The sequence below is a fragment of the Streptomyces sp. TRM68416 genome (genome assembly GCF_014596915.1).
Lineage (GTDB): Bacteria > Actinomycetota > Actinomycetes > Streptomycetales > Streptomycetaceae > Streptomyces.
Window position 1 is genome coordinate 281179 of sequence record NZ_JACVWU010000007.1, and the last position, 26277, is coordinate 307455.

Below are 26277 nucleotides of genomic sequence, written 5' to 3' on the forward strand. Positions count from 1 at the left end.
AATCACATACCCATGAGCCAGCTCGACAAGGGATCACCTCACCCCTCCGCCACCGGTGGTGTCTACGAACCTGCGGGCTTCTTCCTGCTGCGCGCGCCCGTACTGCCCGTCACCGCCTATCACCGGCTGATGGCCCCGGCGGACAACCTGCGCAACGCTCCCGGCGAGGATCTCGACCGGGCTCTGCGCGAGGCGGGGGAACGGATCCGGGAGCTGCTGCGCGCGGCGGCGGCCCGGGCGGAGATCAGGCAGGCGCTCAGGGCCGCGAGCCCGTCGCTGGCCGATGCCACGGACTCCCTCGACACGGACGGAACGTCGGCTCGCCGCACCGAGCGCACGTACCGGAGCCTGCTGCGCTACCTGATCCGGATGAGTACGCGCGCCACCCCCTTCGGCCTGTTCGCGGGAGTGGCCGCAGGGCGGTTCGGCGACCGGACGGAAGACGGTGCGGGCACAGCGCCGATGCGTCTCGGGCTGCCCGTGACCGGGACCGTCCACACCAGGCCCGACATGAACTGGCTGATGGGCCTGGTGGAACGGATCGAGCGCGACGAGTCCTCGCCGGACCGCCTCGGTGTCGTCGCCAATCCCACGGCCCACGTCGCAGGCGACCGGCTGGTCCTGCCGGTCGCCGACATCTACGGCACCCGCGACACCCGCTCCATCACCCTGCGCGCCACGGGGGTCGTCCTCGAGGTACTGAAACGGGCCGCTCGCCCGGTCGCCTACGCCACCTTGCGCGAGGGCCTGATCCGGGATCTGCCACAGGCCGGCGGCCGGCACATCGACACCCTGCTGCGGACGTTGTGGTCGCACGGCTTCCTGATGAGCGACCTGCGGCCCGCCCTGAGCGACCCCCGCGCCGCTGCGACCTTCGCCGAACGCCTTCCCGACAGCCCCCGGACCGCACCCCTGCGGCAGGCGCTCGCGACCGCCGTCGACCTCGCCGAGCGGACGCGGGCGGCCGATCCTGCCGAGCGGGAACGCCTCTTCGCGCGGCTCCACCGCCACCAGACGGGCATCCACGATTCCGGAGCGCCGCCCTTCCAGGTCGACCTGGCCCTGAGCACGGTCGGGGACCGCCTGCCACGCGCGGTCGGGGACGTCGCAGCGGACGCCGCCGAGACACTTCTCCGGCTCGGGCTCTTTCCGTCCGGCTTCCGGCATCTGCGCGGCTACCACGACGAGTTCGTGCAACGCTACGGGGAGGAGGCGGAGGTACCCCTGCTCGAACTCCTCAGTGCCGAAGCGGGACTGGGCCCGCCGGCCTCCTACACCGAGCCGGTCGCCGACCCGCCGCGGCAGGCACCGCCCGCCCCCGCCACACCACACCGTGACGTCGTCCTGTGCAACCTGGTCTCCGAAGCCCTCCGCAGCGGCGCCAGGGAGGTCGAGCTCACCGACGGCCTGCTGGATGCACTGGCGCAGTGGCAGCCGGAGGCAGGCCAGTCGGCGCCCGAGGTGCTCGACGTCTACCTGCAGTTGCACGCCGAGTCTCCCGAGGCGCTGGAGACGGACGACTGGCACGCGGTCCTGTGCCCCACACCCCTGGCGGACGGAGGCAGGACGTTCGGACGGTTCACGGATGTCCTTCCGGCGTCGGTGACCGAGGGCCTGCGGGAGTGCGCGCGCCGCGAGGAGGCAGGGAGGCCCGAAGCCGTCTTCGCCGAGCTCAGCTATCTCCCCCTGGTGCGGCGGGCCGCCAACGTCGTCGTCCACCCGGAACTGCGCGACCACGAGATCGTGGTGAACTCCTCCGCCTCGGTCCCCGAGGGGCGCACCATCAGCCTGTCCGACCTCGTGGTGGGGGTCCTCGACGGCCGCTTCTACGTGCGATCCCAGCGCTTGGGCAAGGAGGTCGTGGTCGGCCAGAGCCATTTGCTCACCGACCTCCAGGCACCGAACGTCTGCCGGTTCCTCCTGGAGATCGCGCAGGACCGGCACCCCCTGCTCGCGGCCTTCCACTGGGGGCCGTACAAGAGCGCGCCGTTCGTTCCCCGTCTGCGGCGCGGCAAGGTCGTCATCAGCCCGGCACAGTGGGTCCTCCAGCACGACACGGTGCGGCCGACAGGCCCCGGGGACGACAGTACGCGCGCATACCGCGGCGTCCAGGAGTGGCGCGAGCGCTGGCGCGTACCACGCCATGTCTACCTGGTGGAGTTCGACAACCGTCTGCTGCTCGACCTTCAACACCCCTCGTGCGTCTCCGAATTGCTCACTGCCCTGGCGAAGACCAAGGCCCCCGGACGCCTCGCCGTGCAAGAGGTGCTGCCCGACAGCGACCACCACTGGCTGCGGGACACCGAGGGAAGGGCGTACGCGTCGGAGGTGGTCGTACCGGTGTGGCGGCGGACGCGGACCCAGGCACCGCGAAGGCCTGGCGCGGACGAGCCACTGCCCGTTCGCCTGTCCCGCTACCCCGCCCGTCCGCCGGCCCCCGCCGACCTCCGCAAGCTACCGGGCGAGGAGTGGGTGTACCTCAAGCTGTACACGCCCACCAGGCGCCAGGACGAAGCCGTGGCCCGCCCGCTGGCACACCTCGTGGCCGAACTACGGGACCAGGGGCTGCTCGCCGACTGGTTCTTCATGCGCTACGCCGACCCGGAACCCCACCTGCGCATAAGGCTGCTGGCGACCGCCGGCCAGGAAGCCGACGCGGCGCTGCTTGCCCGCAGCGCCGAGTGGGCACGCGAGGTGGTGCGCTCCGGGCTCGCCCGGAGATTCTGCTTCGACACCTACTTCCCGGAGGTGTGGCGGTACGGCGGCCCCGTCGCGATGACCGCGGTGGAGCGAGCGTTCGGCGCCGACAGCGATGTCTCCCAGGCCGTCATCGCGGCGCGGCACGCCGGTGCGCTGCGCCTGGACCCCGCGGTGACCACTGCCTTCTGCCTCGACCGGCTCCTTGAAGCCTGGGGCCTGACCTTCGACGAACGGCTTGCCTTCATCCGGGCCCGCTCGGACAAGGACGAGTTCAGCGAGGCCTTCAAGCCTCACCGGACCGAACTCTGCGAGCTGCTGCGTCCCTGGCGGCGCCCAGCCGACGGGCCCGAACGCCAGGTGCTCCTCGCCATGACCGGCCCGTACGCCGAACGGCTCGGTACCACCGCCACCACACTGCACGAACTGCACGCAGAGGGCTCGCTGTGGCAGGGGACCGAGGACATCCTCGCCAGCCTGGTCCACATGCATGTCAATCGGGCGTGCGGCATCGGCGTGAACCGGGAGCGGAAGATCTACGCGTTCTGGCGCAAGGCACTCGACGCTCTGGAACAGCGTCCCGACCGCACCGAGGTGACATCACGATGATCGAGGCCGATCTGACGGAAACCGCACGGGAGTTCCGCGAGTCCGGCTACGTGTGGCTGCGCGGGGTCTTCTCGGCCGATGAGATCGAGGGGTTCCGCCGACTCTACGACGAGGCCGCGGCGGACTGGATGTTCGTGCACGGACGGGAGGATCCGCCGCTGATCGTCGGCAGCCTCGTCGAGCGCAGCCCGCGTACGGTCCTGCCCGCGGTCACCCACCCCCGCCTGCTCGGTCTCGCCGAGGCCGTGATGGGCCCGGCCGTGCAACTGGACAGCGCCGTGCTCTTCAGCGCCGACGCGGAGGAACCCGAGGCCAAGGGGCGCCCCGTGCACTGGCACCGGGACCGGTTCGGCTACTTCCCCACCGGGGCGTACGTCAAGCCGCTCTTGGTCATCAGCTTCACGTATCTCCAGGAAATGACCCTCGAATACGGGCCGTTGCGCGTCATTCCGGGCTCGCACAGGACGCCGGTGCGCATTCCGGAGGACCGCCTGGAGGAGCCGCACGAGGACGAGCTGCTGCTGCACACCTCCCCCGGGGACGTGGTGCTCATCCACCACAACCTGCTGCACTCCGGCACGCACAGCGTGAGCGAGGGCAGGCGCCAGTTCCTCGGCATCGGCTACAACACCTCGGCGATGCGCCACGACGAATCCTTCACCGGACCGAATGTGCAGGCCCTGCTCAAGACCGCGCGCCGGACCCGGGACCGGCGCACGCTGCGTCTGCTCGGCGAGGACGAGATGTTCAACGTACGGCAGAACGCGGGCTTCACCACGCCGGAGCAGACGGCGTGGGAGGAGTGGCGGCGCGCCGATGACGAGCACGCCGCGGACACCACCGAAGCACGTGCCCAGGTGGCACAGGCACGAAGGAGGCTCTCTCAGTGACCAGCGACCGTGACCGCAGGACGCACGACACGGCGAGCAGTGGCCCGACCGGCCCCGGCTTCGAGCAGTACCTGACGCAGGAACAGATCGACTTCTTCCACACCTTCGGCTTCCTCGTGCTGCCGCAGCTTCTGACGGCCGACGAGATGAACCGCCTCACCGAGGAGGTCGAGCGCGGTCACGCCGACGCCTACGGCTACCTCAACGGCGCACGGCCCGAGGGGCAGGGCCTGCCCTCGTACCTGCTCCCGATGATGAGCGCCGAGCGCACCCCGTTCAGTCTCGAACTCCTCGAGGACAGGCGGTTCTTCGGCGTCGCCAACGATCTCGTCAGGGCGCGGGCACTGCCGACCTTCGCCGAGAGCATCCTGCTGTTCACGCAGACACCGCTGCACCGCGACTGCATGCCCGGCATGCACGGTGTCACCTTCGCCGTCTATCTGGAGCCGCTCACCGCCGACACCGGTGCCCTGCGCTTCCTGCCCGGCTCGCATCATGCCGACGCTTCGGCTGCCGCCGACGCATGGAAGAAGAAGTACGGCATCTGGGCGGAGGACTGGGGCGAGAAGGCCGTGCGTCAGCAGGTGTCCGAACTGCCCCTGACGGTCGCCGAGACCCGACGCGGAGACGTGATCGTCTTCGACTGGCAGATCTGGCACGCCAGCATCAACGGAGTCGACCGGCTGCAGTGGTCGGCGAGCTACGCCAACGAGCCGACCACGGCGGAGGAAGAGGACGTCTTCAGCCGCTTCTTCCACAGCGCAGGCTCCGTCGACCCCGACGCCCCCTACGACACCACCGCCTACCCGCGCTACGACGAACGGTGGGTGCAGCAGGCACTGCGCAACCCGCGGATGGCGCCGGTCATCACCAGGATGCGGGAGCTGCACATGATCGGCAGCCCGGAGGATCCCGAGTACGGCACCTCCGGAGGGCCCGTGTCCGGCGCGGGCCGCGGCTGAGTGCGCCTGTGAGGATCCTGATCCTGGGGGGAACGGGACTGCTCGGCCGCCCCCTGGTCGAGAACGCCGTGCGCGACGGCTGGGAAGTCACCACGTTCAACCGGGGGCTGACGGGCCCCGATCACCCGGAGGTCAAGGCCCTGCGGGGCGACCGAGACGCCGAGGACGGACTGGCCGCCCTGCGGTCGGGCCGGTGGGACGCCGTGATCGACACCAGCGGCCTCCTGCCGTCCTCGGTGGAGCGCTCGACGCGGCTGCTCGCCGACCGGGCCGGGCTCTATCTGTTCGTCTCGTCGCTCGCCGCCCTGACCTGGCCGCAACAACCTGTCACCGACGAACTGCCGGTACGCGCGTGCCCGTTGGACGCCTCCATGGCCGACACCGGGTACGGCACGCTCAAGGCCGGTTGCGAGCACGCCGTCGGTGCCGTCCCCGGAGCCAGGGCGCTGGTGGTGCGGCCCGGGCTCATCAGCGGGCCGGGAGACGGTTGCGGCCCGCTGGGACGGTGGTTGCGGCGCGCCGCCCGCGGCGGCCGGATCCTCGCGGGCGGGGATCCCCGCGATCCCGTCCAACTGCTCGACTGCCGCGACGTTGCCTCCTGGCTTCTCGCATGCGCCCGGGACGGCAGAACGGGTGTCCTGAACGCCGCCGGCCCGGCGGGTGCCATGACGATGGGGGACCTCCTGGAGACCTGTGTCACGGTCACCGGGGCCAAGGGCCGACTGGTCTGGGCGGACGACGAGTTCCTCGTCGCCGCCGGAGTGAGGGCCTGGGTCGACCTGCCGCTGTGGGAGCCGCGCTCGACCGCGGGTCACGGCAACCGCTGGACCGTGCGGACCGCGGCCGCGTACGCCGCAGGACTCAGCTGCCGTCCGTACGCCGAGACCGTCGAGGCGACCTGGAAGGAGTTGGGGGACGGGACACCGGAGGAGAGCGGGGTGTTCGGTCCGCTGACCCCGGAGAAGGAGAGGGCGCTCATCGACGCCTGGCTCAACGGCGCTCGTGTACCGACGCCGTAGCGACGGGAAGGAGAGGCATGCGGATCGGGCTGCGACGCCGGCACGAGCAACGGCGAGACACGTCGGACACCGCCGCTCCGGCGGCCAACCCCGAACTGGCCAAGGAACCCTGGGAGATGAACGAGGCCAATCTCTTCTCCGCCGGGTTCTGGGCCATGGCGCGCGGCCTGCCTGCACTCAGCGGGCACGTCCTCCGCCTCGCCTGGCAGACCAGTCGGATCGACACCGCGGCGGCCATCGTCCTCAATGCGGTCTCCGGCGGACTTCTCTCCGTCGGCCTGCTCGCCACGACGTCGGTGATGCAGTCCCTGTTCGCCGAGGGGCCGACCCCGGACCGGGTGCGCGACGCGCTGCCCTCGCTGCTGCTCGTGGCGCTCGCTCTCTCGCTCAGGTCCAGCTTCCAGGCCGCCGCGTCATGGGCGCAGGCGCGCCTCATCCCGCGAATCGAGCGGGCCGTCGAGCTGCGCCTGATCGGGCTGACCACACGGGTGGACCTCGCCTCGTACGACGACGCGAGGTTCCACGACGGCCTGCAGCGGGCGCGCGAGCGTGGTTCGGCCAACGCGCCCGTGACCGCGCGAGCCACCCTCGAGGTGTTCAGCCAGGTGGTCGGTCTCGTCGCCGTGGCCGTGACCCTCGGTGTGCTGCATCCCGTGCTCCTGCCGCTGCTGATCCTGACGGCGGCGCCCGACTGGTGGGCGGCGGTGCGTTCCGCGCGGATGCGCTATCGGGCGATGTGGGACCTGATCGCGAGCCGCCGACGCAAGTGGATCACGTTCGAGCTGATGACGGACCGTCGATCGGCCGCCGACGTCCGTTCGTTCACCATGCGGGACTTCCTGCTGCGGCAGTACGACCGGGTGGCCACCGTCGAGCGCGATGTGCAGATCGACCTCGCGCGCAAGGAGACGGGCGTACGGCTGGCCGGTGACACCCTGAGCGGTGTTGCCACCGGAGCGACCTACGCGGCGCTCGGTCTGCTGCTCGGCGCGGGCGCCATTCCGCTGGAGGTCGCGGGTACCGCCGTCCTGGCGATCCGAAGCGGCAAGGAGTCGCTGCACCTGTTGGTGCAGGAGATGAACCGGCTCTACACGGAAGGGCTCTACTTCTGTGACTACCTCGACTTCTGCGGCGAGGCCGAGCGGGTCCTCGCCCTGTCGCCGAAGGGGCCCGCGCCCGCGGCGTTCGACCGGATCAGCGTGCAGGACGTGACGTTCCGCTACCCCGGTGCCGCCGGTGCGGCCCTGACCCACGTCTCCATCGAGATCTCCAAGGGCGAAGTCATCGCTCTCGTGGGCGAGAACGGCTCCGGCAAGACCACTCTCGCCAAGATCCTCGCCGGTCTGTACATGCCGGACAGCGGGGCGGTGTTCTGGGACGACACCTCGTTGGCCGACGCCGATCGGAACGAGCTGTGGGAAAACATCGCGGTGGTCGCGCAGAGCCCCACCAACTGGCCGCTCACCGCGCGGGAGAACATCGCGATGGGCGACGCGGAGGACGAGCAGCGGACGCACCGGGCGGCCGCCGCCGCGGGTGCGGCTCCGTTCGTGGAGCGGCTGCCGAACGGCTACGACACGCTCCTCGACAAGCGGTTCGAGAGCGGCCGGGAGCTGTCGGGCGGGCAGTGGCAGCGCCTCGCCGCCGCCCGTGGCTTCTACCGCGACGCCCGCCTGCTCATCTGCGACGAGCCCAGCGCGGCCCTCGACGCACGGGCGGAGCACGAGCTGTTCCGGGCGATCGGCGACCACGCCACGGACCGGACGGTCGTCCTGATCACCCACCGGCTCGCCAACGTCCGCTATGCGGACCGCATCTACGTCCTCGCCGACGGCCGGGTCACCGCGACCGGAACCCACGAGGAGCTCATGGCCGCCGGAGGCCTGTACGCCGACCTCTACAACCTCCAGGCGGAGGCGTACCGCTCGGAGCCGACCCAGGAGCACTCGCCCACGGAGCAGCGTGGCCCCTCGGCACTGCCGCGGCCCGCTGCCCCCATCACCTAGATACGGAGAGGGGAACACTTCATGTCAAGCGCGACCAGCGCGGCCGACCGGGCCGGCGCGGCAGTCACGGTGCCCTGGGTCGCCCTGTGGGAGGGCGAGTCGCGCGTCGAGCCGCTTCGGCGCGATCCGGCCAGCGGCTTCTTGCGATACGCGCAGGAGGAGCCCGAGGACCGTGACGAGCACGGCGTGCTGTGGATGCGGCACATCGGCCCACAGGGCCAGGGCCGCCCCCTGTTCTCGCAGACGCACTCACGGCGCCAGCGCCAGTGCATGGTCTCGTCGCTGTGCCAGATCTGCGGCGAGCGGATCGAGCCCGAGGACGGCCGCCTGCCCTGGTTGCTGCCCGCCCGCGAGTACGGCTCGCGCCCGAAGCTCGTCCACACCACCGGGACGCCGCCCACCTGCCGATCCTGCTGGGCGCCCGCGGTCGAGCTCTGTCCCCATCTGCGCACAGAAGGTGCCAAGACCCTCTCGGTGGGCAAGGTCGTCCACTGGGGCGCGGCCGGGCTCCTGCACACGCCGGGCGAACGCGCCCTTCGCTGGACCGCCTGCGGCTACGAGGATTCCGAACCGGACGTCCTCAAGCGACTACTGGCGGAGACCCGCCTGGTCGTCCTCCAGGACGTGCGGGAAGTCCCGCTGACCGACTGAGCCCTTGGTCGACCACAGCCACGACAGGCGGCCCTTCGGGTGACACGCCTGCGGCCGGCCCAGGCCGCTTCGTGCCGGGCGGCGTGTGTGTGGGTGGGGCGCAAGCCTGGGTGGGGGCGGCGACGTTGTCACGCGACGCGGCGGGCCCGGCAGTTCGCCGGGCCCGCCGCTCCCGCTCCTCAGCGGAGCCGGACTTGTGTGACGCCGTCAGCGCTGCAGTGTCAGCAGGGCGGGACGGTAGGGGAGGAGGCCGTAGTCCGTGCCGTCGGAGCTGGGGCTGCGTCCCTGGTAGAGAAGCTGCAGATTGCAGGGGTCGACGGTCATGGTCTGGTCGGCGCTGGTGCGCAGGAGTTCGCCGTGGCTGATGTCGTTGGTCCAGGTGGCACCGCTGTTGACCCGGCCGGCGAAGGGGTTGGACTCGGTGGCGGCCTGGGGCGTCCACGTACCGTTCAGGCTGGTGGCCGTGAACGAGCGGAAGAAGCGGTGCTCGTTCGCTCCCCGAGCCTCGACGATCATGAGGTACTTGTTCTGGCCCTGGAGCTTGTAGACCTGCGGGGCCTCGAAGAGGTTCTTGACCGTGTCGGTCATGATCGTGGTGTACGACGAACCGAAGTTGCCGGGGAAGTTCCCGAGCGGCATGCTCGACCGGTAGATCTTGCCGTTGTCACCGGCGAAGAACAGGTACATGTTCGACCCGTCGGCGATCAGGGCGTGGTCGATGGGACCGGTTCCGGAGTCGGAGATCCGGCCGGTGAACAGCGCCTGCTCCGACGACCAGCTGTTCGGGTTCGTGGGATCACTCGACGTCCGGTACGAGAACGAGGAACCGCCCCACTGGTAGGCGAGCACCCAGATGTTCTTCGGCGCGAAATAGAAGAGCGAGGGCGCGACGGCGGTGAACGGCAACGTGTTCTGGGTGGCCGTGGCCATCTCCGACCAGTTGGTGAACGGGGCGAAGCTCATCCCGCCCCACGCCCTGCCCGTCCCCGCGGCTCCGTGGGTCGTCGCGTAGACGACCTGCCTGCCGTTGTGGGGAGCGACGGTGAAGTCCTTGAGCGAGGCCCAACCCGCCTTGGGCTGCGCCAGCGCGCCCGTCGACGACCAGCGGTACGTCGAGGGAAGGTCGCACGTGCCCGGGTTGCCCGGGTCGCCGGAGCCGACCTTGACGAGCCGCCACTGCTGGTTGGCGCCGCCCCAGTCGTCGTACTGGACGATGTTCGCGCCGTCGGCGGTGGAAGCACCCTGCACTTCAAGGGCCTTGTTGCTGTGGCGCGCGATCAGCCGCACATGGCCGTCCGAGCTGTCGGCGAGCCGCCACTGCTGGTTGGTGGCGTTGGCGTCGGACCACTGGACGATCGCGGCGCCGTTCGCGGTGGACCGGCCCTGGACGTCGAGGACCTTGCCGGAGTGGCGGGACTTGATGCGGTAGTAGCCGCCGCCGGAGTCGACGAACTGCCACTGCTGCTGGTTCTGGTCGTTCCTGGCCCACTGGGTGATGCGGGCGCCGTCGTTCGTCGCCAGGTTGTAGACGTCAAGTGCCTTGCCGCTGTTGCGGTTGACCAGCACGTACGAGGCGTTGGGGTCGACCGTCGCCGCGCTTGCGGGCTGGGCGCCGACGCCGATGAAGGTGGCCATGAGCAGCACGGGCGTGAGGACGACGAGTAGGCGTCTCAGCCGGAGCGGGGCTGGACGGCGGAACCACATCACAGGGCCTCCGTTTCTGGGGGACAGGGGTGAGTTGACCCCGGTGAAGCGCGGAGCGGTCGCCCTCGGGCAGGGACGGGGAGGTGCGATGGCGGCCGCGTGTGCCGAAGAGCTGGTGCTCGGGGCGCTCAAGCCTGACTACTTCGCCGGGGACCGGAACGGGCCAGGTCTCCGGCCTTTCGGTCGATCCGGCCGAGAGCCGGTCGGGAAACGTCAGTCCAGTCGGAAAACTAACGGAAACTCTTCGGACTCTTTGACGCCACAAGGTAGGAATATGGGCCCGCCGGGTCAAGGCCTGTCGCCGATGTGTCCGTAAACAGCGCTTCCCCTCCGGGCTCGACGAGCCGTCCTCCCGAACGGAGGTCGTCCGGCGGTCCTCGGTACAGCTCGCCTGGTCAGGGCGTCCGTGCCCAGGAGGCCAGGTGTGCGGGCGGCGTCCGGCCGTGGCCGGTACTCGGCCTTGCGCGGCGGCCGGAACGTGGCCCCCGTCGCCTCGGGGTGCGTGAGTTCGCCGGCGTGCCGTCGGTGCGTTCGTTCGGAGCGCGGTGCTGCGGTATACGTCGGCGGCGGTGCCGGAGGTCCGTGGGCCCCTTGTTCGACCGGTCGGAATATCGAAAGTTTCGGACAGTAAACAGAAACTTTTTGCGCGCGGAGCATTGACGAGTAACCGTCAAGCCCTCAATTATCCCGTCTGAGACAGCGGTCACAGTTCGACAGGTCGAACTGCTGTGACCCCCGCACCCGCGCCACCCCGTTTTCGTACCGGTGAGGTTCGCGCCAGCGCATCGTGGCATTTCGCGTACTGGGAGACGTGCGCGACGCCACGTGGCGGGTTCCCCCCGGCTGAGCCGCGATGGAGTACCCCCATGCCTCTGTCGAAACATCGCCGCAGCCCGTGTCCGCCCGCGTGGCCGAGCCGGCCGAGACCGCCCCGGTTCCACGACCGCGATGCCCGGTGATCCCGTAACGCCCTGATCCCGGCCCGCCCCGTCCACCCACCGAGCGGGGAACGGGCGACGCATTGCGCTGCACTTCTCGACCTTCCGTGATGTCTACCCTGGAGGCACAGCCATGGGCTCCTACGCCCTTCCCCCACCCGCCGTCCGCCGCGGGCTCCGCGGTCTGCTGGCAGCGCTGTTCGTCGGCGTCCTCGCCGTGGTCGGCGCGCTGTCCGCACCACCCGCGGCACACGCGGCCGAGAGCACGCTCGGCGCCGCGGCGGCGCAGAGCGGTCGCTACTTCGGCACCGCCATCGCCTCGGGCAGGCTGGGCGACTCGCAGTACACGTCGATCGCCAACCGTGAGTTCAACTCGGTGACGGCCGAGAACGAGATGAAGATCGACGCCACCGAACCGCAGCGCGGCCAGTTCAACTTCACCGCCGCCGACCGCGTCTACAACTGGGCCGTGCAGAACGGCAAGAAGGTGCGCGGTCACACCCTGGCCTGGCACTCCCAGCAGCCCGGCTGGATGCAGGCGCTCGAAGGCAGCAGCCTGCGCCAGGCGATGATCAACCACATCAACGGCGTGATGGCCCACTACCGGGGCAAGATCGACCAGTGGGACGTCGTGAACGAGGCCTTCGAAGACGGCAATTCGGGCGCCCGGCGCAACTCCAACCTGCAGCGCACCGGCAACGACTGGATCGAGGTCGCCTTCCGCACCGCGCGTGCCGCCGACCCGGCCGCCAAGCTCTGCTACAACGACTACAACGTCGAGAACTGGACCTGGGCCAAGACCCAGGCCATGTACAACATGGTCCGCGACTTCAAGCAGCGCGGCGTGCCGATCGACTGCGTCGGCTTCCAGGCGCACTTCAACAGCGGCAGCCCCTACAACAGCAACTTCCGCACCACCTTGCAGAACTTCGCCGCCCTCGGCGTCGACGTGGCCGTCACCGAACTCGACATCCAGGGTGCCTCGGCCAGCACCTACGCCGCCGTGACCAACGACTGCCTGGCCGTCCCGCGCTGCCTCGGCATCACCGTCTGGGGCGTGCGCGACTCCGACTCCTGGCGACCGGAGCACACGCCGCTGCTGTTCAACCGCGACGGCAGCAAGAAGCCCGCCTACACCGCCGTACTCGACGCACTCAACGGCGGTTCCTCCACGCCGCCGCCCACGGGTTCCGGACAGATCAAGGGCGTCGCCTCGGGCCGCTGCCTGGACGTGCCCGGAGCCAGCACCACCGACGGCACCCAGGTCAACCTGTGGGACTGCAACAACCGCACCAACCAGCAGTGGACCCACACCGCCGCCGGTGAACTCAGGGTCTACGGCAACAAGTGCCTGGACGCCGCGGGCACCGGCAACGGCACCAAGGTCCAGATCTACAGCTGCTGGGGCGGCGACAACCAGAAGTGGCGCCTGAACTCCGACGGATCCATCGTCGGCGTCCAGTCCGGTCTCTGCCTCGACGCCGTCGGAGCCGGCACCGCCAACGGCACCCTGATCCAGCTCTACTCCTGCTCGAACGGCGGCAACCAGCGCTGGACCCGCACCTGATGAGGGGACCTGACACGGACGAAGGAGTGAATCGATGAAGACCCACGGTGCGGCCGACCCCGCCCCGCCACCCCGACGCCGCCGTTGGTCCCGGTTCGTCGGCGCGGTGGCGGCGGCCCTCGCGACCGGCATGCTCGTCTCGGGGATGACCGGGCCCGCCCAGGCCGCGGCACCGCCCGCCGCGACCGCGACGGTGGACACCAACGCCTGGTACGTCCTGGTCAACCGCAACAGCGGCAAGGCGCTGGACGTCTCCGGCGTCTCCACCGCCGACGGGGCGCGGATCAGCCAGTGGACGCGTCACGACGGAGCCAACCAGCAGTGGCAGTTCGTGGACTCCGGCGGCGGCTTCTACCGGCTCAAGGCCCGGCACTCGGGCAAGGTGCTCGACGTGGCCGGCGCCTCGACCGCCGACGGTGCCGCGGTCCAGCAGTGGGCCGACCACAACGGCACCAACCAGCAGTTCCGCCTGGCCGACTCCGACGGCGGCCACGTCCGGCTGGTCAACCGAAACAGCGGCAAGGCGGTGGAAGTGCAGGGCTCCTCCACCGCCGACGGCGCCAACGTCGTCCAGTACGGCGACTGGGGCGGCGCCAACCAGCAGTGGCAGATGGTCAAGCTGTCGTCCGATGGCGGCGAGGGCGGATGCGGCAGCGCACCCACCCTGAACAGCGGTACCCACACCATCCAGAGCGGTGGCAAGAGCCGCAGCTTCATTCTCAGGGTCCCCGCCAACTACAACAACAACCACCCCTACCGGCTGATCTTCGCGTTCCACTGGCGGGGCGGCACCGCCAACGACGTCGCCTCGGGCGGAACGAGCGGGAGCGCCTGGTCCTACTACGGCCAGCAGGAACAGTCGAACAACTCCGCGATCCTCGTGGCCCCCCAGGGCCTGGGCAACGGCTGGGCCAACTCGGGCGGTGAGGACGTCACGTTCGTCGACGACATGATCCGCCGCATCGAGAGCGGGCTGTGCGTCAACCCGGCGCAGCGCTTCGCCACGGGCTTCAGCTGGGGCGGCGGCATGAGCTATGCCCTCGCCTGCGCCCGGGCGAACGTCTTCCGGGCCGTCGCGGTCATCGCCGGCGCCCAGATCAGCGGATGCAGCGGCGGCAACCAGCCCATCGCCTACTTCGGGATCCACGGCATCAGCGACTCCGTCCTCAACATCGGGCAAGGACGGTCCCTGCGCGACAAGTTCGTCAGCAACAACGGCTGCACCGCCCAGAGCCCGCGCGAGCCCGCTCCGGGCAGCCGCACGCACATCACGACCACCTACTCGGGCTGCCGCGCCGGATACCCGGTCCAATGGGCCGCGTTCGACGGAGGCCACATCCCCGGTCCGGTCGACGGCTCGTCCAACGAGAGCGGCGTGACCACCTGGACCAAGGGAGAGATCTGGAGGTTCTTCGCACAGTTCCAGTGACCCGTCCGTTCCACGGAGTGGAGCCGGGATCCTCCCGGCTCCACTCCGTCGGCGTCCGCCGAAAAAATTCTTCGGAACGCGGCAACCCTGTGGGGCCCTTGTGACCACAAGGAGGCGGATCCGGTCATCACGGTGCCTGGATCCGGTCTTCCTCCGATGAACGGTATGCAAGGAGAAACCCCCCATGAGCAACCCCACGACCGGCGTGCGCCGCGGTCGTCACCGCCGTCGCTGGACCGCCACCGGCCTGGTGCTGGGCGTGCCCGCCATCGTCGTGCCCTACTTCGTGTTCGTGCAGGACGACTCGCAGGCCGCGACCGTCGACGGCAACGCGTACTACCGGCTGGTCTCCGTGCGCAGCGGCAAGGCGCTGGACGTGAAGGGCTTCTCCACCGCCGACGGCACCCGTATCCAGCAGTACACCGACCAGAACACGGCCAACCAGCAGTGGCGGCTGAAGGACGCCGGCGGCGGCTACTACGAGCTGGTGAACCGCAACAGCGGCAAGGTGCTGGGCATCGCGGGCAACTCGACCGCCCAGAGGGCTGCCGCCGAGCAGCAGACGGACACCTCCGCCACGTCCCAGGAGTGGCGGATCGACACGGTGGGCGGCTCGGACGCGGTCACCTTCACCTCCCGCAGTAGCGGCCTGGTCCTGGACGTCTCGGGAGGTGCCACGGCCCAGGGCGCCGAGGTCATCCAGTATCCCGGCCACGGCGGCACCAACCAGCAGTGGAGGCTGGTGAAGGTGACCGAGACCCAGACGGCCGCGACCGGACCGTACGTGTGGAAGAACGCTCAGGTGGTGGGCGGCGGATACGTCACCGGACTGGTCTTCAACCAGAAGCAGAAGGGCCTGCTGTACGCGCGGACCGACATGGGCGGCGCCTACCGCTGGGACACCGCGGCCGAGCAGTGGATCCCGCTGACCGACTGGATCGGCGAGAAGGACTGGAACCTGCTCGGCATCGACTCGTTGGCCACCGACCCCGTCGACCCCCAGCGGCTCTACCTCGGCGCGGGCACCTACACCAACGAATGGGGAGGCAACGCCGCGATCCTGCGCTCCACCGACCAGGGCCGTACCTTCAAGCGCACCGACCTTCCGTTCAAGCTGGGCGCCAACGAGGACGGCCGCGGCGCGGGCGAACGGCTCGTGGTCGACCCCGCGCACAACAGCACCCTGCTGCTGGGCACCCGGAAGAACGGCCTGTGGCGCAGCACCGACCACGGCGTGACATGGAGTCAGGTCTCCTCGTTCCCCGTCAAGAACGGCGCCGGCACCGGTGCGGGCATCTCCTTCGTCACCTACGGCCCGGCCGGCAGCAAGACGATCTACGTCGGCGTCCACGACCGGTCCACCTCCCTGTACCGCTCCACCGACAACGGCCGCACCTGGCAGGCCGTCGCCGGGCAGCCCACCGGCCAACTGCCGCAGCACGGAGTGCTCTCCGGCGACGGCTCGCTGTACGTGACGTACACCGACAACCTCGGACCCAACGGCGTGACGGGCGGCACGGTGTGGAAGCACACGCCGGCCGGCGGGGCCTGGAAGAACATCTCCCCCTCCAAGGGCAACTACGGGTTCTCCGGCCTGGCCGTCGATCCGCGCCGGCCTTCCACGGTGATGGTCACCACCCTCGGCCGCTGGTGGCCCGAGGACGAGATCTACCGCAGCACCGACGCCGGTACGACCTGGAAGGCGCTGTCCGACAGGTCGGAGCACGACCCCTCCGGCGCTCCCTACGTCGGAGACCACGTCGGGCACTGGATGACCGCCCTGGCCATCGACCCCTTCAACTCCGGGCACGTGCTGTACGGCACCGGCAACGGCATCTGGCGCAGCAAGAACGCCGACGCCTCCGACAACGGCGGCACCAGCCACTGGAGCGCCGGCGCCCGCGGACTGGAGGAGACCGCTCTGCTGGACGCGATCGCCCCGCCCGGCGGCACCGACGTCGTCACCGCCATGGGCGACCAGGGCGGCTTCCGCCACGACTCGCTGACCAAGGTGCCCAGCGGGCGGCTGAAGAGCCCGATGATGACCAACAGCACCAGCATCGACTTCGCCCAGTCCAAGCCCACCATGATGGTCCGCGTCGGGCGGGGCGGCGACAAGGACGGCGCCTACTCCACCGACGGCGGCGCCAACTGGACCGGCTTCAGGACGGAGCCGGTGGCCAGTGCCCAGGACGGCCACATCTCGCTCGCGGCGGACGGCTCCGCCATCGTCTGGACCCAGGACGGCCAGGTCCCGCACCGCTCGACCGACAACGGAGCGAGCTGGTCGAAGGTCGGCGGACTGCGCGCCGGCGCCGTGGTCGTCGCCGACCGCGCCTCGGCCAAGACCTTCTACTCGCTGTCCGGCGGCACGCTCTACGCCAGCACCGACGGCGGCGCCACCTTCAGCGCCCGCGCCACCAACCTGCCCGCCGACGGCAGGCTCCAGGCCGTGCCCGGCATCGCCGGGGACCTGTGGATCGCCGGCGGCGGCAAGGGCCTGCTGCACTCCACCGACGGCGGCCGCACCTTCGAAACCCTCACCACGGTGAAGGACGCCTCCGCCATAGGCTTCGGCAAGGCCAAGCCGGGCACCGACTACCAGGCCCTGTACCTGATCGGCACCGTCAAGGACGTCACCGGCGTCTTCCGCTCCACCGACAAGGGCGCCACCTGGGTCCGCGTCAACGACGACGCCCACCAGTGGGGTGCCATCGGCGGCGTCGGCGTCATCACCGGCGACCCCGACGTCTACGGCCGGGTCTACGTCGGCACCAACGGACGCGGCCTCCAGTACGGCGACCCGTCCTGACCCGACGCCCGAGGCACTCCTGGGACCGGGGCCGCAACAGGTTCCGGTCCCGGGAGCCCGGGTCCTACGGCGGTGCGGGCGGACCCTCTCCGACAGGGGCCGCCGTTCCCGCTGTCCCCTTCCGCGCGGGGTATCTTTCGGGATGATGTGGAGGCGGTCCGTCCGCCACTGAGCGGAAGGACCCGGTTCTGAACACCGCGTTCGCGGAGACACTGTCCGCGGCTCTGCTCGTCCTGGTGCTGGCCTGTGCGGTCGTGCGTCCCTTCGGCTGGCCGGAGGCGGTGGTGGCCGTACCCGCCGCCGGGCTGCTCATCGTCACCGGGGCGATCCCGCTGGGCGACGCGGCGGACGAGGTCGCACAACTGGCGCCGGTGGTCGGCTTCCTGGCGGCGGTCCTGGTACTGGCCCAGCTCTGCGACGACGAAGGGCTGTTCCAGGCGTGCGGGGCCTGGATGGCGCGGACGGCGGCGGGCCGGCCGCGGCGGCTGCTGGCGCAGGTGTTCGTCGCCGCGTCGGCGATCACGGCGGTGCTCAGTCTGGACGCCACGGTGGTGCTGCTGACGCCGGTGGTGTTCGCCACCGCGGCCCGGCTCGGCGCCCGCCCCAAACCGCATGTCTACGCCTGCACCCACCTGTCGAACACGGCCTCGCTGCTGCTGCCGGTCTCCAACCTGACCAACCTGCTGGCCTTCGCGGCCAGCGGACTCAGCTTCACCCGGTTCGCCGCGCTGATGCTGCTGCCCTGGGCGGCGGCGATCGCCGTCGAGTACGTGGTCTTCCGCCGTTTCTTCGCCTCGGACCTGGACGCCGGAGCACAGGCCCCCGCCGTCGCCGAGCCACCGCGGCTGCCGAAGTTCGCCCTGGTGACCGTGGGGTGCACGCTGGCCGGGTTCGTCCTGACCTCGGCGGTCGGCGTCGACCCCGCATGGGCGGCCCTGGGCGGAGCCCTGGCCCTCGCCGTCCGGGCCCTGCTGCGCCGGCGCACCACGCCACGGGCGCTGCTGAGCGCGGCCTCGGTGCCGTTCCTCGCCTTCGTGCTGGCCCTCGGGATCGTGGTCCGGGCGGTCGTCGACAACGGGCTCGACGAGGCCCTGGGCCACCTGATCCCCGAGGGCACCGGGCTGCTGGAGCTGCTCGCGCTCGCCGCGCTGGCCGCCGTCCTCGCCAACGTCATCAACAACCTGCCCGCCGTGCTGGTGCTGCTGCCGCTGGCCGCCCCGTCGGGGGCCGGTGCCGTGCTCGCCGTGCTGCTCGGGGTGAACATCGGCCCCAACCTCACCTACGCGGGGTCGCTGGCCACCCTGTTGTGGCGGCGCATCGTCCACGCCCACGACGCGGAGGTGGAGTTGAAGGAGTTCACCCGGCTCGGCGTGTACACGGTGCCGGCGAGCCTGGTGACCGCGGTGCTGGCACTGTGGGTCTCGCTGACCGTCATCGGAGGAGGCTGACGTCATGGACGTGGTCGTCTGGATCGTCGAGGGCACCTGGCCCGCCTGTGTGGACGCCGCCCGCGCCCACGCCCCGGCGGACGCCGGCATCGTCCTGCTGCACGTCACCCCGGCCGACGTCCCCGGCGCCGCGCACGGTGCCTTCGCCGGACTGCTGGGGCGCGGGCACCCCGAGCGCGACCCGGGCACACGTGTGGAGCAGCTCGCCGCCGCCTCCGCGCGGGAGCTGCTCGACGCCGCCGCCGACCGACTGGGGCGCCCCTGTACGCGTAGCGAGCGCACCGGGCGTGTCGAGCGTGAGGTGGTCGCCGCGGCCGAGGGGGGCGATCTGCTCGTCCTGGCCCGGGACGGCGACCGCACCCATCTCGGGCCGCACAGCCTCGGGCCCGCCAGCCGTTTCGTCGTCGACCACGCCCCCTGCCCCGTGCTCCTGGTCTGGCCCGAGTCGTCGCCGGACCTGTCGACCCTGCCACCGCCTCCGCCCGCCCCGCCGGTGTGAGCGCAGCGGCGGGGCGGGCGGTGACCGGATTCCGCGGTCGGCGGGTGGAGTCGGTGTGGCCCTGAAGGGTCAGCGGTTGAACGTCAGACGGGGTGCCGCGTTGCGGGCCAGCGTGTGGGCCTGCTCGGGCCACCAGGTACCGGCGGGCGGGTCGACGATGCCGTACTCCGGATCGATCGTGCCACCGGTGTTGCGCGTGCAGCTGCCGTCGGACTCACCGGGGATCTTGATCCACAGGTAGGCGTCGACGAGCGGGACGCCGGTGTTGGCCGTGGGACGCGGGCCGAGGCCGCGGCCGGGCGCGTTGCACCAGGGCTCCGGGTCCCCGGTGTACTTGCCGGGCTCGGGGACCCAGGCGCCCAGGCCGTTGCGGCTGGTGTCGATCACGAAGTGCTTCAGCCGGTCGGCGGAGGGGGAGCCCACGTTCTCGTCGAACCAGAGGTCGGTCCACCGCCAGGTGGCGGGGTCGTTGGAGTTGACGGCGTTGCCGGGAGTGCCGTCGTTGGGGGCGGCGGGGGAGTAGTGCTGGCCGGCGCACCGCTCGGCGTGGCCGCGAGCCTCCTCGGGCCCCTCGGTGGCGTACCACATGCACTTCGCTATCCAGGTGCCGTACCTGGCGTTGTGGTCGGTGGGGTGGGTGTTGGACACGTTCAGGGCGAAGCCGTCGCCGTGCTGGACCCCGGAGTCCAGCAGGCGCTGCGCCATGTCGCCGACCGGGCGCCACTGCACGTTCCCCGCGTCCAGGTAGACCGTGGTACGGGGCTTGGCCTTCAGGGTCTTCACGGCGTAGGCGAGGTCGGCGGTCCGCTCGGCGGTGAGTGCGCCGGTCGGGTCCACGTCGGGCCCGCAGTCGTTGGGCAGCAGGGCCGTGCCGTCGGGTTCGACGACGACCACCGCCTTGTTGGTGCCGATGCCGGCGGCGAAGGCGTCGATCCACTTCCGGTAGGCGGCGGAGGACGCGGCGCCGCCGCTGGAGTACTGCGTGCAGTCCCGGCCCGGGACGTTGTAGGCGACCAGGACGGGCGTCCGGCCCACGGCCCGGGCCCGGTGGACGAGCTTGCTCACCTTGCCGCGCACCTGGCCGGGCGTGCCCTCGGTGAACCACTCGGCCTGCGGCCAGCTCGCCATTCTGGCCATGTTCTTGGCGTTCTCGAAGTCGCCGTTCTTGAAGTCCACGACAGCCTGCTTCGCGGCCTTGCTGTGCGGGTCCACGTAGAACTTGGTGGCCGGGGTGAGCGCGTTCTGCGTGGGGGTGGCCTGCGGCTGCGCCTGCGCCTGCGTCGCGGTGAGAGCGGCGCAGGCGGCGAGGGCCGCGACGCAGGCGGCCGTGCGGCGCCGTAGCGTGCGTGGAGTCATGAGTGCTTCCTGACGATGAGATGGATGAGCAAGCGCCCGCCGCCCCGGCCGACTGCCGTTCGTCCGGCGGGGAGGCGGTGCGCGGTGGAACCCTCGACGGTGTGGCGAGGGCTGCCCGTGGCCCGGTCGCGGGGCGTTGAGGTGCCGGGCCACGGGAGTTTCTGGGAGGTCAGAAGCCGTTGATCAGCTTGTAGGCGACCTCGGGGAGGAACTGCCCGGCCGTGGAGCCCTGCCCGGTGCCGCAGTTGCCGTCCGACTCGCCCGGGGTCTTGATCCACAGCAGCATCTCGGCGCCTCCGCCCGTCTGGGTGGCGGTGCCGATGCGGCGGCCCGGGGCGTTGCACCACTGCCCGTTGGAGCCGTTGCCGTTGCGGCTGGTGTCCACGACGAAGGGCTTGGTGTAGCCGTAGCGCGCGCTGAGTTCGCGGTTGACGGCGTTGCCGTAGGCGGTGTTCTCGGCGGTGGTGAAGTAGTTGGAGACGTTGAGCGAGAAGCCGCGGGCCTGGCGGAGACCGGCGTCGTGGAGGCGCTGGGCCATGGTCGCCGCGTTGGCCCAGCCCGGGTTGCCCGCGTCCATGTAGACCCAGGTGTTGGGGGCCTGGCGGTTGAACTCCGCGATCGCGCCGGACAGCATGGCCCGGCGTTCGTTGATCTGCGCCTGGGTCATGCAGCCGTAGTCCCCGAGGGAGTCCGGTTCGAGGATGACGACGGCCGGGCGGTTGGCGATGCCGCCCGCGAACTGGGCGATCCAGTTGTTGTAGGCGGACGGCGAGGAGGCTCCGCCCCCGGAGTGCCCGCCGCAGTGGTCGCGGTGGTAGATGTTGTATGCGACGAGGATGGGCAGTTTGTCCCGCTGGTCCGCGGCCCCGACGTAGGCGCCCGTGGCGGTGCCGATGGTGCCGCTCCAGGAGCCGAACCAGCGGGCCATCGGGGTGTTGGCGATGGAGGCGTTGATGGCAGAGGCGCGGCCGTCGCCGGGGTTGGCGGCCACCCACTGCTTCGGGGTGGAGTTGGGGTCCACGTAGAACCCGCTGGTCAGCGTGGTCGGGTCCGCGGCGTGGGCGGACGGGGCGAGGGCGAGCGCCAGCGGCAGGGCACAGAGTGCTGCCATCAGTGAGCGGACCTTGCGGCGCATGACAGTACCTCGACTTCCTGGCAGGGACAGGGGGGACGAGAGGCTCTTGGGAGCGCTCCCACTGGAAGCGGTCCCAATCGTGTGGTCGGCTGGTTTAACTGTCAATAGTCTGTGCGAAACCAGAAATTCACACGGGGATGGGGGAGGAGGGGATCACTCAATTGGAAGCGGTACCAGCCATCCCGCCCGGAGCGTCGCCCGGCTGTGGAAGACTCACGGCCCATGGCAGAAGATGCGCCGCGTCGCCAGCCGACGCTCGACGAGGTGGCCGAACGCGCCGGTGTCTCCCGCTCCGTGGCCTCCCGGGCCCTCAACAACGCTCCGCACGTCAGCCGGGCCAAGCGCGAGGCGGTCGAACGCGCCGTCCGGCATCTCGGCTACGTACCCAATCCGAGCGCCCGCGCCCTGGCCACCCGGCAGACGGGAGCCGCCGCGCTCGTGATCTGCGGAGAGGACCCGTCGATCTTCGCCGACCCCTTCTTCGCCCAGGTCATCGTCGGCGCGGCGGCCGCCCTGGAGGAGGCCGACCTGCATCTGATGCTCTGTCTGGCCGCCTCCGACCGGGGCCGCAAACGCGTCGAGGAACTCCTCCGCTCCAGAGGCGCGGACGGGGTCATGCTGATGGCGCTGCGCGAGGACGATCCGCTGGCCCGCAAGGCCGAAGAGGCGCAGCTGCCCGTCGTGTTCGGCGGCCGCCCGGTCGGATCGGCCCCCCGCTGGTACGTGGACGTCGACAATCTCGGCGGAGCCCGCGAAGCGACCGAGTACCTCCTCTCGCGCGGCCGCAGGCGCGTGGCCGTGATCTGTGGGCCGCTGGACACCGAGGTCGGGCGGGCGCGCTACCGCGGCTACCGGGACGCCATGCTGAGCGCCGGTCTCGACCCGTTCCCTCCGCTGGAGGGCGACTTCACCGAGCCCGGCGGAGCCGCCGCCACGGCCGCCCTGCTGGCCGAACACCCCGACGTGGAGGCCGTGTTCGCCGCCAACGACAACATGGCGGCGGGCGCGCTGCGCACCTTGCGGGAGGCCGGCCGGCAGGTCCCCGCCGATGTCGCCGTCGTCGGCTTCGACGACCTGACCGTCGCCCGGATCGCCGATCCGCCGCTCACCACCGTCCATCAACCCATACAGGCACTGGGACGGGAAATGGCACGCATGCTCGTCGCCCTCGTCAACGGACAGGACCCCACCCCGCTGATCCTTCCCGCGCGGCTGGTCGTGCGCTCCAGCGCCTGACGTCCGTGACCCGGGCCGGACCGAGGGCGCCATGGCCCCGGCCGGGGTTCCGAAACCGGTCGGCGGGTGGGGTCGGTCCGGTGAGCAGGCCGGGCCACGACGGTCGGGTGCGCTTCGGCCCAGCCCTTGAGACCGACCGTGGGACGGTCCGGGGACAGACCGCGATCTGCCGCGACCGTGCAGCGCATCGCCCCCGGTCCTGCCGCACCCCGGCGGTCTGCGGTGGCAGCCGGGGTGCGGCACGCCGACTGCGGCCTTCACTGCGTGACGGCGTCCCCGAGTTGCTCCGCGCCCAGCGGTGGGCGGTGTCGGGCGAGAGGCCGGAAGGCGCCCGGGCGGGACCGCGCCCCGGCCCGGGTTGCCCTCATCGGCCTGGCCGCTGCGCCCGAGTCGTGGCCCCGGATCCGGCCTGACGGAAGACGAGAGCGGCGCCGAGGGCGGCCTCGGCCGGTACCAGGAGGTCGCCCGACGGGGTCTTGCGCGTGGGCAGTCCGTTGCGGCGCAGCAGGGCGGCTGCCTGGTCGAGATCGCGCACGGCGATGGTGCAGGCGGCGATCGCGGGCAGGGCGGGCGGCTGTTCACCGGGCAGGAGCTCGGCGAGGCGGGAGGCCGGTACCAGGGTCAGGGTGGATTCGTCGAGTGCGAAGACGCGGCCCGGCCCGTCCTGGTGCGCCTCGCGTCCGAGGTAGGTCGCGTACCGCCGCTCTGTTGCACCGACCTCCTCGTCAGCGACGCACAGCACGGCATCGACGACGTCCACGGCGCCATTGGGGTGGTCCAGGAGTCCGGCGGCCCGCTGGGCGTCCGGATCCAGTTCGGCGGCGACGCCGACCCGCCCCTCTGCGACCGCACCCGGCCGACTGGCAGAGGCGTCGTCACCGATCTCCAGGTAGCGCACCGTGGCCACGTCGTCCGAGGCGTCGGACGGGCGCCGGACCGTGGTCACCCCGCCGTGGCGCACCCCGGCGTCCGACAGGCGAGTGGCGGCCGCACGGATGTCGGGGGAGGAGAGCATGAGGATGTGAAGGCCTTGGAAACGCTCCAGCCGTGCCGCCACGTTGGCGCTCGTCTCCTCGATCCGCTGCACCAGGCCGGGCAGTACCTCCGGCGGCGCGTCCAGCGGCACGATCCGCGCGTTGGCCGGAAGCCGGTGGGTCGAGCTGTCCTCTATCCAGGACACCAGCTCAAGAAAGGAGTGGGGAAAGTCCGCATGGCTGTTGCCGGTGCCGAACGGCTCGGGCTCGCTGCCCTCGTGTCGCCGGATCGCCGGACAACTGGGGGGAGGTAGGCGGAAGCCAAGCCGCTCGTACAGAGTGATCGCCTGTGCCATGTCCCGCACGATGTGCCCGACATGGTGGAGTCGGACGATGTCATTCCCCATGCCCTCCACCGTAGGGAGGGCATGGGGCAGCGGGCAAATCACGCAGGAGGGAAATTCAGCCGATGTTGGAACAGGCGCGATGAATGCGGTCGTCACGGGGTCATCGGCGTGTACACCCCCCAGGCCTCGCGCAGCACATCGCAGACCTCGCCGACCGTGGAACCGGCGCGCAGCGCCTCCTTCATCGGATACAGGACGTTGTCCTCGCCCTCGGCCGCCTTGCGGAGGTCGGTCAGTGCCGCGTCCACGTTTTCGCCGACCCGCCAGGCCCGCAGCTTGGCGATGCGTTCGGCCTGCTGCACCTCGATCGCGGGGTCGACCTGGAGGGGCTGGTACGGCTCCTCCGTGTCGAGCTGGAAGCGGTTGACCCCGACTACGACGCGTTCCCCGGCGTCGGTCTCCTGCGCGATGCGGTAGGCGTTGCGCTCTATCTCGTCCTTCTGGAGGCCGCGTTCGATGGCGGCCACCGCCCCACCCGTCTCCTCCACTTTGGCCATCAGCTCCACGATCGCGTCTTCCATGGCATCGGTCATCTTCTCGATGACGTAGGAGCCGGCGAAGGGGTCGACGGTCGCGGTCACATCCGTTTCGTACGCCAGCACCTGCTGCGTACGCAGGGCGAGGCGGGCGGACTTCTCCGTGGGCAGCGCGATGGCTTCGTCGAAGCTGTTGGTGTGCAGTGACTGCGTGCCGCCCAGCACAGCGGCAAGCCCCTGCACCGCGACCCGAACCAGGTTCACCTCCGGCTGCTGCGCGGTGAGCTGCACCCCGGCCGTCTGCGTGTGGAAGCGCAGCATCGTCGACTTGGGGTTCTTCGCACCGAACTCGTCGCGCATCACCCGGGCCCAGATGCGGCGCGCGGCACGGAACTTGGCGACCTCCTCCAGGATCGTCGTACGGGCGACGAAGAAGAAGGATAGCCGGGGCGCGAAGTCGTCGACATCCATACCCGCGGCGAGCGCCGTACGCACGTACTCGACCGCGTTGGCCAGGGTGAAGGCGATCTCCTGCGCGGGCGAGGCGCCTGCCTCCGCCATGTGGTAGCCCGAGATGGAGATGGTGTTCCACTTCGGCATCTGCGCCTTGCAGTACTTGAAGATGTCCGCGATCAGCCGCAGGGAGGGCTTGGGCGGGAAGATGTACGTCCCGCGCGCGACATACTCCTTGAGCACGTCGTTCTGGATGGTGCCGGTCAGCCTGTCCGCGCCGATGCCCTGCTCCTCCGCCACGAGCTGGTAGAGGAGCAGGAGCACGGCGGACGGGGCATTGATCGTCATCGACGTCGAGACCCTGTCCAGCGGAATGCCGCCGAACAGGATCCGCATGTCGTCGATGGAGTCGATGGCCACCCCGACCTTGCCGACCTCGCCGTGTGCGATCGGCGCGTCGGAGTCGTACCCCATCTGGGTGGGCAGGTCGAAGGCCACCGAAAGCCCCGTGGTGCCGCTCGCTATGAGCTGCTTGTACCGGGCGTTCGACTCCACCGCGGTACCGAACCCCGCGTACTGCCGCATCGTCCACGGCCGCCCGGTGTACATCGACGGATACACGCCCCGCGTGTACGGAAACGTGCCTGGCTCGCCGAGCTTGCCGACAGGGTCCCAATTCCGCAACGCGTCCGGCCCGTACACCGGCTCGATGGGCAGACCCGACTCCGACTGGTGCGCAGATGTCACGGCGCTACCTCCTCACAGTTCGCTGTCGATGAACTTGAAGAGCTCCTCGGCCGACGCCGACTCCAACTGGCCGGCGACGTCCGTTCCTTGGGCCGCGGCTTCCGCCTCGTCCAACTCCACCAGGAGCGAGTGCAGTTGCGCCGGAATACGAGTGGCCGTGACGTCGGCGGCCGGGACGGTGGCCAGCAGGCTCTTCACGCTGTCCAGCGCCGACAGGATCCGCTCCACCGCCCTCGCCGTCGCGATCTGCTGCACATCGGCT

At 70.6% G+C, this 26277-nt stretch carries 18 protein-coding genes; 12 read left to right on the top strand and 6 right to left on the bottom strand.

Features of this window, described 5'->3' with window-relative positions:
- Window positions 1-12 precede the first annotated feature (12 nt).
- The 6 genes from ICC28_RS14585 to ICC28_RS14610 are packed head-to-tail and all read left to right on the top strand — an operon-like array spanning window position 13 to window position 8834.
- Window positions 13-3306: a lantibiotic dehydratase gene (locus tag ICC28_RS14585; protein ID WP_188288958.1), complete on the top strand. Its 3294-nt coding sequence runs from the start codon at window positions 13-15 to the stop codon at window positions 3304-3306.
- Window positions 3303-4196: a phytanoyl-CoA dioxygenase family protein gene (locus ICC28_RS14590; RefSeq protein WP_188288959.1), complete on the top strand. Its 894-nt coding sequence runs from the start codon at window positions 3303-3305 to the stop codon at window positions 4194-4196. The genes ICC28_RS14585 and ICC28_RS14590 overlap by 4 nt, the downstream gene beginning before the upstream one ends.
- A complete protein-coding gene (locus tag ICC28_RS14595) occupies window positions 4193-5158 on the top strand; it encodes a phytanoyl-CoA dioxygenase family protein (protein WP_188288960.1) in 966 nt (321 codons plus the stop codon). Before ICC28_RS14590 ends, ICC28_RS14595 begins: the two co-directional genes overlap by 4 nt.
- Window positions 5159-5166: 8 nt before the next feature.
- Entirely contained in the window at window positions 5167-6177 is a 1011-nt protein-coding gene (locus ICC28_RS14600) for an NAD-dependent epimerase/dehydratase family protein (protein ID WP_188288961.1), read from the top strand.
- Window positions 6178-6194: 17 nt separating this feature from the next.
- The gene (locus tag ICC28_RS14605) at window positions 6195-8183 is read left to right on the top strand and encodes an ABC transporter ATP-binding protein (RefSeq protein ID WP_188288962.1); all 1989 of its coding nucleotides are present in this window, start codon (window positions 6195-6197) and stop codon (window positions 8181-8183) included.
- 21 nt (window positions 8184-8204) lie between these two features.
- Window positions 8205-8834, top strand: a complete 630-nt coding sequence (locus ICC28_RS14610; RefSeq protein ID WP_188288963.1) for a hypothetical protein — start codon at window positions 8205-8207, stop codon at window positions 8832-8834.
- A 207-nt stretch (window positions 8835-9041) separates the two neighbouring features.
- Here ICC28_RS14610 and ICC28_RS14615 read toward each other — a convergent pair whose 3' ends face one another.
- On the bottom strand, window positions 9042-10538 hold the full coding sequence (locus ICC28_RS14615) for a non-reducing end alpha-L-arabinofuranosidase family hydrolase (RefSeq protein ID WP_188288964.1): 1497 nt from the start codon (window positions 10536-10538) through the stop codon (window positions 9042-9044).
- A 1071-nt stretch (window positions 10539-11609) separates the two neighbouring features.
- Between ICC28_RS14615 and ICC28_RS14620 the strand changes: the two genes are divergently transcribed.
- The 5 genes from ICC28_RS14620 (at window position 11610) to ICC28_RS14640 (ending at window position 19231) form a co-directional block, all read left to right on the top strand.
- A complete protein-coding gene (locus ICC28_RS14620; protein ID WP_188288965.1) occupies window positions 11610-13043 on the top strand; it encodes an endo-1,4-beta-xylanase in 1434 nt (477 codons plus the stop codon).
- 34 nt (window positions 13044-13077) lie between these two features.
- On the top strand, window positions 13078-14472 hold the full coding sequence (locus tag ICC28_RS14625) for an RICIN domain-containing protein (RefSeq protein WP_188288966.1): 1395 nt from the start codon (window positions 13078-13080) through the stop codon (window positions 14470-14472).
- 184 nt (window positions 14473-14656) lie between these two features.
- Window positions 14657-17284, top strand: coding sequence for an RICIN domain-containing protein (locus tag ICC28_RS14630; protein ID WP_188288967.1), 2628 nt, complete (start codon window positions 14657-14659; stop codon window positions 17282-17284).
- A 188-nt stretch (window positions 17285-17472) separates the two neighbouring features.
- Window positions 17473-18732 carry an SLC13 family permease gene (locus ICC28_RS14635; RefSeq protein ID WP_188288994.1) on the top strand — a complete coding sequence of 420 codons (1260 nt, stop codon included), beginning with the start codon at window positions 17473-17475 and terminating at the stop codon, window positions 18730-18732.
- A 4-nt stretch (window positions 18733-18736) separates the two neighbouring features.
- Entirely contained in the window at window positions 18737-19231 is a 495-nt protein-coding gene (locus ICC28_RS14640; protein WP_188288968.1) for a universal stress protein, read from the top strand.
- 69 nt (window positions 19232-19300) lie between these two features.
- Here the strand turns inward: ICC28_RS14640 and ICC28_RS14645 are convergent, their stop codons facing one another.
- Entirely contained in the window at window positions 19301-20587 is a 1287-nt protein-coding gene (locus ICC28_RS14645) for a glycoside hydrolase family 6 protein (protein WP_188288969.1), read from the bottom strand.
- A gap of 169 nt (window positions 20588-20756) precedes the next feature.
- A complete protein-coding gene (locus ICC28_RS14650) occupies window positions 20757-21722 on the bottom strand; it encodes a glycoside hydrolase family 6 protein (RefSeq protein ID WP_188288970.1) in 966 nt (321 codons plus the stop codon).
- A gap of 222 nt (window positions 21723-21944) precedes the next feature.
- Here ICC28_RS14650 and ICC28_RS14655 point away from each other — a divergent pair, with 222 nt between their 5' ends.
- Window positions 21945-22958, top strand: coding sequence for a LacI family DNA-binding transcriptional regulator (locus tag ICC28_RS14655; protein WP_188288971.1), 1014 nt, complete (start codon window positions 21945-21947; stop codon window positions 22956-22958).
- Window positions 22959-23322: 364 nt separating this feature from the next.
- On the opposite strand, the gene ICC28_RS14660 is transcribed toward ICC28_RS14655, so the two are convergent.
- The 3 genes from ICC28_RS14660 to ICC28_RS14670 form a co-directional block, all read right to left on the bottom strand.
- Entirely contained in the window at window positions 23323-24339 is a 1017-nt protein-coding gene (locus tag ICC28_RS14660; RefSeq protein ID WP_188288972.1) for a VOC family protein, read from the bottom strand.
- Between the two features lie 92 nt (window positions 24340-24431).
- Window positions 24432-26015: a methylmalonyl-CoA mutase gene (locus ICC28_RS14665; protein ID WP_188288973.1), complete on the bottom strand. Its 1584-nt coding sequence runs from the start codon at window positions 26013-26015 to the stop codon at window positions 24432-24434.
- Window positions 26016-26027: 12 nt separating this feature from the next.
- Window positions 26028-26277: hypothetical protein (locus ICC28_RS14670; RefSeq protein WP_188288974.1), on the bottom strand; the 250-nt coding region annotated here is incomplete at its 5' end.

What these genes read in the sequence shown, in the direction of transcription:
- ICC28_RS14585 (WP_188288958.1), top strand. Translation starts at nt 13, where the DNA reads ATGAGCCAGCTCGACAAGGGATCACCTCACCCCTCCGCCACCGGTGGT.
- ICC28_RS14590 (WP_188288959.1), top strand. Translation starts at nt 3,303, where the DNA reads ATGATCGAGGCCGATCTGACGGAAACCGCACGGGAGTTCCGCGAGTCC.
- ICC28_RS14605 (WP_188288962.1), top strand. Translation starts at nt 6,195, where the DNA reads ATGCGGATCGGGCTGCGACGCCGGCACGAGCAACGGCGAGACACGTCG.
- ICC28_RS14610 (WP_188288963.1), top strand. Translation starts at nt 8,205, where the DNA reads ATGTCAAGCGCGACCAGCGCGGCCGACCGGGCCGGCGCGGCAGTCACG.
- ICC28_RS14615 (WP_188288964.1), bottom strand. Translation starts at nt 10,538, where the DNA reads ATGTGGTTCCGCCGTCCAGCCCCGCTCCGGCTGAGACGCCTACTCGTC.
- ICC28_RS14620 (WP_188288965.1), top strand. Translation starts at nt 11,610, where the DNA reads ATGGGCTCCTACGCCCTTCCCCCACCCGCCGTCCGCCGCGGGCTCCGC.
- ICC28_RS14625 (WP_188288966.1), top strand. Translation starts at nt 13,078, where the DNA reads ATGAAGACCCACGGTGCGGCCGACCCCGCCCCGCCACCCCGACGCCGC.
- ICC28_RS14630 (WP_188288967.1), top strand. Translation starts at nt 14,657, where the DNA reads ATGAGCAACCCCACGACCGGCGTGCGCCGCGGTCGTCACCGCCGTCGC.
- ICC28_RS14640 (WP_188288968.1), top strand. Translation starts at nt 18,737, where the DNA reads ATGGACGTGGTCGTCTGGATCGTCGAGGGCACCTGGCCCGCCTGTGTG.
- ICC28_RS14645 (WP_188288969.1), bottom strand. Translation starts at nt 20,587, where the DNA reads ATGACTCCACGCACGCTACGGCGCCGCACGGCCGCCTGCGTCGCGGCC.
- ICC28_RS14650 (WP_188288970.1), bottom strand. Translation starts at nt 21,722, where the DNA reads ATGCGCCGCAAGGTCCGCTCACTGATGGCAGCACTCTGTGCCCTGCCG.
- ICC28_RS14655 (WP_188288971.1), top strand. Translation starts at nt 21,945, where the DNA reads ATGGCAGAAGATGCGCCGCGTCGCCAGCCGACGCTCGACGAGGTGGCC.
- ICC28_RS14660 (WP_188288972.1), bottom strand. Translation starts at nt 24,339, where the DNA reads ATGGGGAATGACATCGTCCGACTCCACCATGTCGGGCACATCGTGCGG.